The 12281-nt window shown below is 47.5% G+C and carries 10 protein-coding genes; 2 read left to right on the forward strand and 8 right to left on the reverse strand.

Going from position 1 to position 12281, the window contains the following annotated elements; all coding sequences use genetic code 11:
• Positions 1–32 precede the first annotated feature (32 nt).
• The 4 genes from L0B52_RS03590 to L0B52_RS03605 all read right to left on the reverse strand — a co-directional run bounded on the left by L0B52_RS03590 (position 33) and on the right by L0B52_RS03605 (position 5342).
• Positions 33–989: a peptidoglycan-binding protein gene (locus tag L0B52_RS03590; RefSeq protein WP_235065175.1), complete on the reverse strand. Its 957-nt coding sequence runs from the start codon at positions 987–989 to the stop codon at positions 33–35.
• Between the two features lie 82 nt (positions 990–1071).
• Complete coding sequence (locus tag L0B52_RS03595; protein WP_235065176.1) at positions 1072–1488, reverse strand: universal stress protein; 417 nt, start codon at positions 1486–1488, stop codon at positions 1072–1074.
• Positions 1489–1614: 126 nt separating this feature from the next.
• Complete coding sequence (locus tag L0B52_RS03600) at positions 1615–4272, reverse strand: TRAP transporter permease (protein ID WP_235065177.1); 2658 nt, start codon at positions 4270–4272, stop codon at positions 1615–1617.
• A gap of 107 nt (positions 4273–4379) precedes the next feature.
• Positions 4380–5342 (reverse strand): TAXI family TRAP transporter solute-binding subunit, encoded by a 963-nt coding sequence (locus L0B52_RS03605; protein ID WP_235065178.1) that lies wholly within the window; start codon positions 5340–5342, stop codon positions 4380–4382.
• A 118-nt stretch (positions 5343–5460) separates the two neighbouring features.
• Between L0B52_RS03605 and gluQRS the strand changes: the two genes are divergently transcribed.
• Positions 5461–6333, forward strand: a complete 873-nt coding sequence (gene gluQRS, locus L0B52_RS03610) for a tRNA glutamyl-Q(34) synthetase GluQRS (protein WP_235065179.1) — start codon at positions 5461–5463, stop codon at positions 6331–6333.
• A gap of 61 nt (positions 6334–6394) precedes the next feature.
• Here the strand turns inward: gluQRS and putP are convergent, their stop codons facing one another.
• The 3 genes from putP to leuA form a co-directional block, all read right to left on the reverse strand.
• Positions 6395–7870: a sodium/proline symporter PutP gene (putP, locus tag L0B52_RS03615; RefSeq protein ID WP_235065180.1), complete on the reverse strand. Its 1476-nt coding sequence runs from the start codon at positions 7868–7870 to the stop codon at positions 6395–6397.
• A 20-nt stretch (positions 7871–7890) separates the two neighbouring features.
• The gene (locus L0B52_RS03620) at positions 7891–8280 is read right to left on the reverse strand and encodes an ectoine synthase (RefSeq protein WP_235065181.1); all 390 of its coding nucleotides are present in this window, start codon (positions 8278–8280) and stop codon (positions 7891–7893) included.
• 117 nt (positions 8281–8397) lie between these two features.
• Positions 8398–10065: a 2-isopropylmalate synthase gene (gene leuA / locus L0B52_RS03625; protein ID WP_235065182.1), complete on the reverse strand. Its 1668-nt coding sequence runs from the start codon at positions 10063–10065 to the stop codon at positions 8398–8400.
• 115 nt (positions 10066–10180) lie between these two features.
• Here leuA and L0B52_RS03630 point away from each other — a divergent pair, with 115 nt between their 5' ends.
• Positions 10181–10654 carry an Lrp/AsnC family transcriptional regulator gene (locus L0B52_RS03630; protein ID WP_235065183.1) on the forward strand — a complete coding sequence of 158 codons (474 nt, stop codon included), beginning with the start codon at positions 10181–10183 and terminating at the stop codon, positions 10652–10654.
• A 73-nt stretch (positions 10655–10727) separates the two neighbouring features.
• Here L0B52_RS03630 and lpdA read toward each other — a convergent pair whose 3' ends face one another.
• The gene (gene lpdA / locus L0B52_RS03635; protein WP_235065184.1) at positions 10728–12167 is read right to left on the reverse strand and encodes a dihydrolipoyl dehydrogenase; all 1440 of its coding nucleotides are present in this window, start codon (positions 12165–12167) and stop codon (positions 10728–10730) included.
• Between the last annotated feature and the right edge of the window lie 114 nt (positions 12168–12281).

The following is a 12281-nucleotide window of genomic DNA, read 5'->3' on the forward strand; positions in this document are numbered from 1 at the left end:
ACCTTCCCTTTAAACACATTTGGAAGATCTTATTATTGGCTAATGCCTAAAGCTTCCAATGTTTCCATGGTAACGCCGCCAACGCCTAGACCATTATCACGCTGATATTGCTCTAAAGCACGTGTGGTTGATGGCCCTAACGCGCCGTCGATCCCACCAGCGTTATAACCTGCTTCATTGAGCGCTTTTTGCACTTCTTCAATGGTTGACTGGTTAACCGAATTCTCACACAAAACGCTTTCCCAACGCATTTGCGCGTCAGCGATTTTATCGTATACCGTCACTTCCGCGTATTCTGCAGGGATTTCACGGCGCACTTCTTCCGCCTCTTTAACCAACTGCTTCACACGTACTGTTTCGTATTCTGCTTCGAACGGAACTTTTTTAACTTCCGCTGGCTGGTCGATAACTTGTGTTTCAATCGTCACAAACTGGCTTTCAACCGGGGTTTCTTTAACTTGTACCGCTTCTTGAACCACTTTCTTAGTGATTGTAGTGTTTGCCTGTGGGACTTCGGCCAAACGCATAACCTCACTCACCGAAGCAAATTCTCTATTAGACCCTTCAGAAAACGCCGACATATACGCAGGCTTAGACACAATTTCTTCGTTGATTTCCGCAAACTGTGGCTCAATCACTTCTTTTTCTACCGTTTTTGGCTCAACTTCGATTTCTTCTTCAACCGTTTTATACGTCGCAGGGATGATTTCTAAACGCTCACCCGCTGGCTTAACCATCACTTCTTTTTCGACCCATTCGTATTCTGCTGGCACAATTTCGATGGTCTCTGAGGCTTCTTTCACTATGACTTGTTCCACTTTGGGCTCAAATTTAGCCGGAACAATAATCAACGCCTGACATTCGCCCGCTTTTGCTTGAGGCACAGTCAGAGAGGTACCAACGCTCGCTGTTCCGCTAGCTTCTTGTGCTTGAACCAACCCTGTTAATGAAGCGGCAATGACAACCGCCAAGGAACTACGTTTCATCATGTATGATTTCTCCAGATACAACAGAATGACAAATAAAACTAACTGTGTACTTTACCGTAAAAAAGCACGGCGCACAAAGTCTTTAGCGAATAACCATCACAGATTTATCGCTGTAGCGTGAGACTCGTGCCGCATTAGGGCCTAAGCCTTTAGCGCCTGGTTTTGATGCGCTTAAGATCACCAATTCACTGCCTTGCTCAGTGGCTAAGCGGTTGATTTCTTCATAGATGCTGCCGTGCGCCACCATATGCTGCACTTTCACACCTTGTGGAAAATGCTTTTTGCTAAAGGCGTGCAACTCCTCCTGACCTTTTTTGATCAGCTGGGTGTCGTAGTCTTTCGGCAAGAAAGAAGAGACAAACCCAGCGCCTAACGGCGGAATCACATGAACCAATTGATAAACCGTATCATTATTACCTACAGCCAAGGCGTGATTAATAATCCGCACCGCCTGTTCTTCATGATTAAGATCGATCGCGACCATAATTTTTGCAAACATTTTTTCTCCTTCGTATTAACGAGTATTCGATACTGTTAAGTGGCAAACATGGCGTTCCAACGAAGGGAGTCTCAACAACTCACCGAAGCGGAATAACAAAGCATGCTACGCACAGCTTTTACTCACTCACACCTTTTCCTGACGACGCAGGCGCCCTTTCTGCAACCACGCCAAAGCCATCAGAAGCAAGATGCCCGGAATATACATCCATTCTTTTGCCAAGTTCCCTTTAACAGGCAACGTAGCACCAAGTAGATTCTGATCCCATTCAAGCCCAACATCAGCTGCTGGCGAATCAAAAATCACATTATCGATAAGCAGTGTATTGTTATACGTATCACCATCAAATTCAATACGCTGCGGATCTTGTGACAACACAAAACCGAGTTTTTCTAACCGCTCTTTACCCGTTGCGCCTTCGGGCACATCCAGCTTGGCGTAGAAGGTGATTTTCTTACCGTAGGCATTAATCCCTTTCACATGCAGCATCAAATCATCTCCCACTGGCGCTTTTGCAAGCTCTTCAACCAACCGAGGCGGAGAGACTTCTTGTGTGCTCGGTGAAACATAATCCATAAAGAAGCCCGGACGGAACAACACAAAGGTTGCCAACAATAACAGCGCCGTTTCCCAGATTTTATTCTTCGCAAAATACCAGCCCATCGTTGCCGCGGTAAAGGCGAGCATCGCGATTGTCGACACCACAAATATGAGCAGTCCGTGGAAGAAATCCACCCCAAGCAATAGTAAATCGGTGTTAAAAATAAACAGGAATGGTAATAGCGCAGTACGCAAGCTGTAAAAGAACGCAACCAAACCGGTTTTTATCGGGTCACCACCCGACACTGCAGCAGCAGCAAACGAAGCCAGCCCAACTGGAGGTGTCACATCCGCCATAATTCCGAAGTAGAACACAAACAAATGCACCGCAATCAGTGGGACAACCAAACCATTTTGTCGGCCAACTTCAACAATCACCACAGCCATCAGCGACGACACAACAATATAGTTCGCTGTCGTTGGCAGCCCCATACCCAAAATCAAACTGAATACGGCTACCATCGCCAGCATGATCAACAAGTTGCCGCCAGAAATGGTTTCGATGATGTTCGATAATTGCACACCAAAACCGGTGAGCGCGACCACCCCTACGATGATCCCGGCTGTTGCGGTTGCAATGCCGATCCCGATCATATTACGCGCACCCATCTCCAGGCCTTGCTTAAGATCGCACAAACCCAACTTAAAGTTACTTACGTATTCGCCCGCACCGCGGAAGAAACTGAGCAACAAACGTTGTGTCAGCTGGATAAAGATCAGCGCCATCGTACCCCAGAAGGCTGACAGCCCTGGCGAGAATCGCTCCACCATCAAACACCAAATCAGCACAACCACTGGCAATAAGAAATGCAGCCCAGCGTTAACTGTTGGTTTCACTGAAGGCAACTTAACGATCGCCTCGTTAGGATCGTCCATTTGCAAATCTGGGAATTGCGCCACGCGCCAAATGAGCGCTAAATACACGACAGCCAAAAAACCACAAACAATTAAAAAGGCCTGGTTAGGCGCGGCAGTTTTGATCCACCCAAGGCCATATTTCACCGCAAAATAAATCAAGCAAATGGCGATAAATGTGCCAAGCGCACGCAGCAGCGAAATTAAAATAGGATTCGCTGGATCAGTGCGTGGTAGCCCATCTAAATTCTGTTTACACGCCTCTAAGTGCACGATGTACACCAGTGCGATATATGAAATCACCGCTGGCAAAAAGGCATGGGTAATTAGCTGGTTATACGGCATAGACACGTATTCGATCATCAAGAACGCTGCAGCACCCATAACCGGCGGCATAATTTGCCCGTTTACTGATGAAGCGACTTCCACAGCCCCGGCTTTTTCAGAACTAAAGCCCACCCGTTTCATCATCGGGATGGTGAAAGTACCAGTTGTCACCACGTTAGCAATCGATGAACCCGAAATAAGCCCGGTCAAACCAGAAGCGACCACCGCTGCTTTAGCGGGACCACCACGGAAATGCCCTAAATAGGCGAACGCTGTTTTGATAAAATAATTACCCGCGCCAGCTTTATCGAGCAAGGCACCAAATAATACAAACAAGAACACGTACTTCGTCGAGACCCCTAAGGCAACCCCAAAGACCCCTTCGGTGGTGATCCATTGCTGGTTGATGATTTGGTTGAGTGAACCACTACGGTGTGAGACCATCCACGAAATGGGGAAAAACTGCCCGACATAGTTATAAATTAAAAAGACCGAGGCAATAATCACCAAGGGCAGACCTAAGCTGCGTCGGGTCGCTTCGAGCAACAATAAAATACCCATACAGCCAACGATAATGTCTTGCATATTCGGCGCACCCACACGCTGAACAATCCCATCGTAGAAAAACAGGTAATAAGAGGCTAAAAAAGCACCAACAACGCCAAAAATCCAATCCTGTACAGGAACATGATGCTTCGGTGAGTTCTTACGCGCTGGATAGGATAAAAACGCCAAAAATAGCGCAAAGGCTAAATGAATCGAGCGCGCACGCGTATCATCAACCACCACATTCAGCTGCTTCAAGCCAAGATCATTCAGCCAACCTTGAAACGCAAAAGGCAGTGGCGAGGCATAATAAATTTGGAATAAAGACCAAATAATCGCTGTCCAAACGATGATTTGTTTCGTAATACCTGAAGGTGCACGTCCGCCAGTATCGCTAGAAGCAACCATATCCTCCAGATCGATTGCTGATGCATTTGTAGATTGTTGTTCTGCCATCTTTGCTCCCAGGTAAATTGTTGTGCTGCTTGCGCAAAGGCTCGTGCAAAAAGCCCTTGCGTAAGCAGCCGAGGCGCAAAGCCCCGACTACTGGTGTCAGCAGATGTTTATTCGATCCAACCTTGTTCGCGATAATAACGCTCTGCACCCGCGTGTAATGGGGCAGTCAAGGCATTAGTGATCATGTCTTCTTGCTTCAGATTCTCAAATGCTGGGTGTAAGCTCTTGAAGCGATCGAAGTTGTCAAAGACAGTCTTGGTGATTTCATAGACCGTATCTTCATCAACATCGCTAGAGGTGACTAAGGTCGCATACACACCAAAGGTTTCGGTGTCATCTGGTGTACCATCGTACATCCCACCAGGGATGGTGACTTTAGCAAAATAGGAGTTCTCATCAACCAATTTGTCTACCGCTTCACCGGTCACATTCACTAAGTGTGATTCACAAGAAGCAGCCGCTTCTTTAATCGCTCCAGATGGGTGACCAACGGTGTAAGAGATCGCATCAAGGTTGTTATCACACAATGCTGATGCCATTTCTGCTGGTTTTAACTCAGAAGCCACAGCAAATGGGGCTTCGCCCCAACCTTCAGCTTCAAGCAATACTTCCATAGTAGTACGCGTACCAGAGCCTGGGTTACCGATATTGACACGCTTGCCTTTCAGGTCAGCAAAATCATTTATCCCAGCATCGGTACGAGCAACGACGGTGAATGGTTCAGGGTGTACAGAGAAAATTGAACGCAGGTTCTCGTTTTTCTTGCCATCGAACTCACCTTCGCCTTTGTAGGCGCGGTATTGTGAGTCTGATTGCACGATACCCATTTGACGCTCACCAGCTGCCAATGCATTCAGGTTATCCACAGAACCACCAGTTGATGGCGCATTACATTTGACGCCCGTTTCAGCGGTATTGCGGTTAACCAACTTACAAACAGACTGACCCACGACATAATACACACCAGTTTGTCCACCAGTACCGATCGTCACAATCTGTCCTTCTGCTAGCGCGCCATAGCTCACTGCCATAGCTGAAGCTAACATACTTGCTTTGAATAATTGACGCATAAAGTTCTCCTTTTAAGCTTTACTCACGATGACCAATGAACTATTCACAGTCAACGGCTTTTGTTTTACCATTATTCATTAACGTAAAGCAAGTATTATTCACACAACAAACACAATAATGTCTATTTCTTATGTCGGGCGTTTTGCGCCAACGCCCAGTGGACCACTACATTTTGGCTCATTAGTTGCGGCCGTTGCGAGCTATTTAGACGCACGTGCCCATCATGGCACTTGGCTACTGCGTATTGAAGATGTCGATCGCAGTCGCTCAAAACAGCAATATCAGGACGCTATCTTACGGGGCTTAGCCACTTATGGCTTGAACTGTGATGGGGAAATACGCGTGCAAAGTGAGCATTTAGCGCATTATCACGATCTGTTACACACCCTCAAAGACGAACTCTACACCTGTACTTGTAGCCGTAAGGATTGGCATCCTCATGCTCGCCCTGGTGATTTAGGGCCCATCTACCCCGGTTTTTGTCGCAAAAACACGGTTGATTTCGAGCATAACGACGCAGCCATTCGCCTGTATTTGCCCAATAAAACCATTCACTTTACCGATCGTTGGTTAGGCGAATTATTCTTTGATTGTGCACATATTGGCGATCCGATCGTGAAACGTCGTGATGGCGATATCGCTTATGCGCTAGCAGTCACTGCCGATGATGCAATCCAAGGGATCACCCATGTGGTACGTGGCCAAGACCTTACCGCAGCAACCGCGATTCAGTATCACCTGCAAAATCTACTCAACTACCCTCATCCACAGTATTTACACCACCCATTGGTGCTCGATCATACGCAGCGCAAATTAAGTAAACAAAACCATGCACAAGCGATTGATCTTAACGATCCTTTACCAGCCCTGCGTGAAGCGTTAGCATTCTTGGGTTATCGAGTGAATCATCACGATAGCGCTAAAGACTTATTGTCGGCCGCCACTGATTGGTGGTTAATAGAGATAAAAAATCGGGCCAGAACCATCTGACCCGATCTTCTTAAGCGACACCCCGTTTAATTTCAGAGTGTCTCGTTGAAGTTAGCGCAGCTTACGCGACCTCTTTAGGTTGTGTCATTGAGCTGACGACGAATACCGCAAGAGCTGCCAAGACAAACGCTGGAAGCAGTTCGTAAAGATCGAACATATTCATCCAGCCACCGCTTAAGTAGTTCCAACCAACGGTGACAAACGCACCAACCAACACCCCGGCGATGCCGCCTTGATAGGTCGCTTTTGGCCAAGTGAGTGACACGAGCATGACCGCACCAATCGATGAACCCAGGCCAGCCCATGCATAAGATACGATATCAAGTACTTTGCTGTTCTCATCCCAAGCGAGGAATAGTGCGGCTAGTGCGACAACAACTACTGTTAAACGGCCTAATTGCAGTGATTGTTTTTCGCTGATCTTGTCACGAACCAAGTCACTGGTCAGCGCCGAACTGGCAACGAGTAACTGACTATCAGCCGTTGACATGATTGCTGCCATGATCGCTGCGAGTAACAAGCCACCCACCAATGGATGAGTCAGCCCTTGCACCATCAAGATAAAGACATATTCAGCATCGGCAATTTGATGGTCTTGGAAATACACTACACCGATAAAACCTACCAGTAACGCCATACTCATCGCAATGAATGACCAACCCGTGGCAATCCAGCGTGCTTTTTTCACTTCGGTTACCGAGTTAATCCCCATCATACGCACCAAGATGTGTGGCTGACCGAAATAACCCAGACCCCATGCCATCAACGAGACGATGGTGAGGATAGAAATCGCTTTGCCGGCTGTTTCAACATTGATATTCAAACTGCCTTCGACCACTTTATTAACCGGCCCGTGGAAAAATCCAAGTTGATGTGGGCTCAGTTCTTTTAGGGTCGCAAACGTTTCATCCCAGCCGCCCATGAATTGAATAGCGACGACCGGAATAAAGATCAACGCGGCGATCATCAGCATCCCCTGAATCACGTCTGTCCAGCTTACCGCCAAATAACCACCCAGGAAGGTATAACTCAGCACAACCAGCGCGCCGACTGTGATCGCGATGTGATAATCCAAACCAAACAGTACTTCAAAGAGCTTACCGCCAGCAACAAAACCACTCGCGGTATAAAACGCGAAGAAGAATAGAATGGCGAGAGATAAGACCACACGTAGAAAGTTGGTTGGGTCTTTGAGTTTGCGCTCTAAGAAGGTTGGTACGGTGACCGCATCATCAAGATCAAAACTTTCCTGACGCAATTTGGGCGCGACAAACGTCCAGTTGGCGAATGTCCCGAGCAATAAGCCCAAGGCAATCCAGAATGCGCCCATACCACCAGTCATCGCAAAAGCAGGCAGCCCCATCAATAACCAACCACTAAAGTCGGAAGCGACCGAACTAATGGCTGAAGGGATCGGGCCGAGCGTACGCCCACCTAAAACGAAATCAGAAATACTGTCCGTTCGGAAATAGAAGTGAAGCCCGATCGCGAACATCACAATCATATAGAGCCCGAAGGCAGAATATTGCATAATCATATTATCTTCCTTTTGCGTTCTTAATAAGCCGAAGAGGCCTCAGGATCATTTAAATTGTGGCGTTCTGTGCCTTTGAGCGGCGGATTGAACACACTGACTAAAACCATATCTTCATCCACTGAGGCGCGAAGATAGTGTTTATCATGCTGATCCAAAACATAGATATCGCCCACTTTAATCGGATAGACCTGGCCTTGCATGTCTTCAACTTCCCCACTGCCCGCAATGCAATAGCACGCCTCGAGGTGGTTCTTATATTCCAACAAAGATTCAGACCCTTTGTGTACCACAGTATGACAAACGGTATAACCCATACCATCGCGCTCAGTCAGTAAACGGTGACTGGTGCCATTGCCCCAATCAACATAACAATCGCTTTCTTCAACCTCACGCAAACTGCGCACAAACATAAGTACTCCTTAAAATAAGCTATCCTTAATCATAACAAATTTCGTCCTGAATGAAAACTAAGTAAGAAATGAGCAATAAAAAAGCAACCATTTCTGATTGCTTTTTTATAGTCAAACTTAAGCAGCTTTCGCTTGATCTTCAAGCGCTAATGATACGCCAACCAAGGTTGCGCGTAGCATCGCTGTCACTGTATCAGAGCTGTAAGCAATACCCGTATACAAAGCACCATTGATAATCAGCTGCACATACGCCACCGCTTGTGAATCGGTTGACTGGGTCATCGCGTGTTCGGCATAGTTGGTGACACTGATCTCCAGCCCAGTTTCTTTTTGCAAGCCATCAATAAACGAGCTCAGCACCCCACTGCCACTACCGCCAATCTCAATCCGTCGCCCTTCTTGAGTCAGCACAGCATTCATACTGTCTTGTTTTGCCTGCCGGCGAATACTGTAATCGGCTAACTGCAGATCGCCATCAGGTAAATATTGCGCCTCAAATAAGGCGATAATGTCTTGTGAAGACAGTTCTTTTTGGGTGCGCTCTGATTCTTTTTGCACTTTTTGCGCGAAATCAACTTGCAACCAACGCGGCAAGTTGAGCCCATGATCACGCGCCAAGATATACGCCACCCCGCCTTTACCGGATTGGCTATTAATCCGCACCACGTCTTGATAGCTGCGACCGATATCCAGCGGATCAATCGGCAAATAAGCAACCTCCCACTGCACCGCTTCACCACGATCCAGCGATTTCTTAATCGCATCCTGATGGCTGCCGGAAAAGGCGGTGAAGACCAGCTCACCAATATACGGATGGCGTGGGTGCACCGGTAAATTGTTGCACTCACTCACCACATGAACGATTTCATTCATCTTGGCAAAATCTAACTCTGGGTCAATCCCGGTGCTATAGAGGTTCATCGCCATCACCATGATATCCATATTCCCGGTGCGCTCACCATTACCGAGCAAGGTACCTTCCACTCGATCAGCACCAGCGAGCACTGCCAGCTCAGAAGCCGCCACTGCGCAACCACGATCGTTATGGGTATGGACGCTCACCACCACATGCTCACGACAGCCTAGATGGGTACAGAAATACTCTACTTGATCGGCAAAGATGTTCGGCATCGACGATTCTACCGTAGCTGGTAAGTTAATAATCACCTGCTGGCCGTCTTGTGGTCGCCAAACCTCACATACCGTATCGACTACCGCTACCGCGTACTCGGGCTCGGTTTGCGAGAAACTCTCCGGCGAATATTGGAACACCCATTCACTATCAGGATGCTTAGCCGCATGGTCTTTAACCATCTGCGCGCCATTAATCGCGATCTCAGTGATTTCTTCTTGCGATTTAGCAAACACCTTCTCGCGCTGTACCTTAGACGTCGAGTTATAAACATGCACAATCGCGCGCCGCACACCTTTAAGCGCTTCAAAAGTACGTTCGATTAAATGTTCACGCGCTTGTACCAGAACTTGGATCGTTACATCATCAGGAATATGGCCTTCTTCGATGAGCAGGCGGGTGAAGTCGAATTCAATCTGTGAGGCGGAAGGAAAACCGATTTCAATTTCCTTAAACCCACAATCGACCAACAACTCAAAAAAGCGTAATTTCTGCTTAATCGTCATCGGATCAATCAACGCCTGATTCCCATCACGCAGATCGACACTTGCCCAAACCGGCGCTTTACTCATCACTCGATTTGGCCACTGCCGATTAGGTAACTCGGGAGCAAAGGCAAAGGTAGGATATTTATTATGAGTAAACTGCGACATGATGCTTCTCCTAAAATCAATGATCACATTATAAACCAAGAAAAACCGACATTCTCACTAAATTTCCTGTATAAATGGGTTTTATAAAGTGATAAACCCCGATTTAAGGTAAAATATGAGTGAAAATCACCAACAACTCGATAACACCGACCGTCATATATTGCGCATCCTCGCCCATGATGGACGTATCAATAACCTCGCGCTTGCCGAGGCGGTTAACCTATCACCAACGCCCTGTGCGCGACGGGTTAAGCGTTTAGAAAACTTAGGCATCATTCAAGGTTATCGTGCAGAACTCGACCCAGAAGCACTGGGTTATCATTTGAGCATTTTTATCGCAGTCACCATGGATGCGCACACGCCTGAGCGCTTTGAGCATTTTGAGGCAGCGGTTAAGGATTTTCCCGAAGTGATCAGCATGAGCATTGTCACCGGACGGGTCGAGGATTTTTTATTACATGTAGTGGTAAAAGATATGGCTTCTTATGAAGCGTTTTTACTCGGCAAGCTCAATCGCCTGCCCGGGGTACATAACGTACACTCAAGTTTTGAACTGCGCTCAGTTTTTAACCGTAGCCCACAACCCTAACCTGTATATGATCAAAAAAATGGCACGAAAGCGCTCTGTCTTTCGTGCCATTGTTATCTATCAGCTGCGCTGATTATTTTTTCTTCGGATTCACTTTATGAATCGCTCCGCCACTGATGGCAAGCGCTGCTTCATGAATCGATTCTGACAGCGTTGGATGGGCATGAATAATACGCGCCACATCTTCACTGGCCGCATAAAACTCCATCGCGACAATCAGCTCATGAATCATCTCTGAGGCATTAGGGCCGATAATATGCGCGCCTAAGATCTCGTCACTTTCAGCATCAGCAAGGATTTTCACAAACCCTCCTGCGGCATTCATCGCCTTCGCGCGTCCATTAGCGGCGAATGGAAAATCACCTTTCACATAATCAACGCTAGCTTCTTTAAGCTGTTCTTCGCTCTGACCAACCCATGCCATTTCCGGATGGGTGTAGATCACCGAAGGAATGACGTCATAGCGCACGTGTCCAGCTTGTCCAGCCAGGATTTCCGCCGCCATCACGCCTTCTTCGCTGGCTTTATGGGCAAGCATTGGTCCACGAACACAATCACCGATCGCAAAAACGCCTTGTTCCGCGGTTTGGCAATGCTCATCGACTTCAATAAAGCCACGATCGCCAATCACCACTTTAGTGTTCTCACCAAGCACGTCCTGGGTATTCGGCTTACGGCCAACCGCAACCAACAACTTATCAAAGTGTGCGCTTTGCTCGCCATTTTTGTCTTCATAGCTGACAACCACTTCGCCATCTTTGACTTCAGCGTTAGTCACTTTCGCGCCAAGCTTGATGTCCAGGCCTTGTTTTTTGAAGGTACGTTGCGCTTCTTTCGCCAATTGCTTATCAGCAAAAGGCAGGAAATCCGGCATTGCTTCAAGCACGGTCACTTCCGAACCCACCGCTTGCCACACACTACCCATTTCCAAGCCGATCACGCCAGCACCAATCACACCTAAACGCTTAGGTACTTCAGCAAAATCGAGTGCACCGGTTGAGCTGACAATATGCTCACCGTCCATTTTTGCCACTGGAATATCAATCGGCAGTGAACCAAAAGCGAGGATCACACCTTTAGTGGCTTTATATTCACTCACTTTGTCATCGTGCGCGGTCACTTCGACCACTTTATCGCCCAGGTAACGACCACGACCTTTAATCCACTCGATACCGTTGGCCTGGAAAAGCTGTGCGATACCGCCAGTTAACTGATCAACAATTTCGTTTTTGCGTGAAATCATTTTTGCGATATCAATCGATACGTTCTCTGCGCTAATCCCGTGGGTGGCGAGTTCGTGTTGGCTTTTATGGAACAGTTCACTAGACTCTAAAAGCGCTTTTGATGGGATACAGCCAACGTTCAAGCACGTGCCGCCCAAGCGGTCTTTGCCCGCATCGTCTTGCCACATTTCCACACAAGCGGTTTTAAAACCCAGTTGAGCGGCGCGAATAGCCGCCACATAGCCGCCAGGACCACCGCCGACGACGATTACATCATATTGTTGACTCATAAATATTCCTCGAATTTAGAAAGTAAGCGGGGCTTTGCCGCCCCGATATATTCGATATAGTTCAAAAGACAGGCACAACGCAGCGTGCCTATTATCGGAGCAACGGAAGGATGT

This window comes from Suttonella sp. R2A3 (genome assembly GCF_021513215.1).
GTDB lineage: Bacteria > Pseudomonadota > Gammaproteobacteria > Cardiobacteriales > Cardiobacteriaceae > JAHUUI01.

Bases quoted from the DNA above. Each gene is read 5' to 3' on its own strand.
- L0B52_RS03605 (WP_235065178.1), bottom strand. From the start codon at position 5,342: ATGCGTCAATTATTCAAAGCAAGTATGTTAGCTTCAGCTATGGCAGTG.
- putP (WP_235065180.1), bottom strand. From the start codon at position 7,870: ATGATTATGCAATATTCTGCCTTCGGGCTCTATATGATTGTGATGTTC.
- L0B52_RS03590 (WP_235065175.1), bottom strand. From the start codon at position 989: ATGATGAAACGTAGTTCCTTGGCGGTTGTCATTGCCGCTTCATTAACA.
- L0B52_RS03600 (WP_235065177.1), bottom strand. From the start codon at position 4,272: ATGGCAGAACAACAATCTACAAATGCATCAGCAATCGATCTGGAGGAT.
- gluQRS (WP_235065179.1), top strand. From the start codon at position 5,461: ATGTCTATTTCTTATGTCGGGCGTTTTGCGCCAACGCCCAGTGGACCA.
- L0B52_RS03620 (WP_235065181.1), bottom strand. From the start codon at position 8,280: ATGTTTGTGCGCAGTTTGCGTGAGGTTGAAGAAAGCGATTGTTATGTT.
- L0B52_RS03630 (WP_235065183.1), top strand. From the start codon at position 10,181: ATGAGTGAAAATCACCAACAACTCGATAACACCGACCGTCATATATTG.
- lpdA (WP_235065184.1), bottom strand. From the start codon at position 12,167: ATGAGTCAACAATATGATGTAATCGTCGTCGGCGGTGGTCCTGGCGGC.
- leuA (WP_235065182.1), bottom strand. From the start codon at position 10,065: ATGTCGCAGTTTACTCATAATAAATATCCTACCTTTGCCTTTGCTCCC.
- L0B52_RS03595 (WP_235065176.1), bottom strand. From the start codon at position 1,488: ATGTTTGCAAAAATTATGGTCGCGATCGATCTTAATCATGAAGAACAG.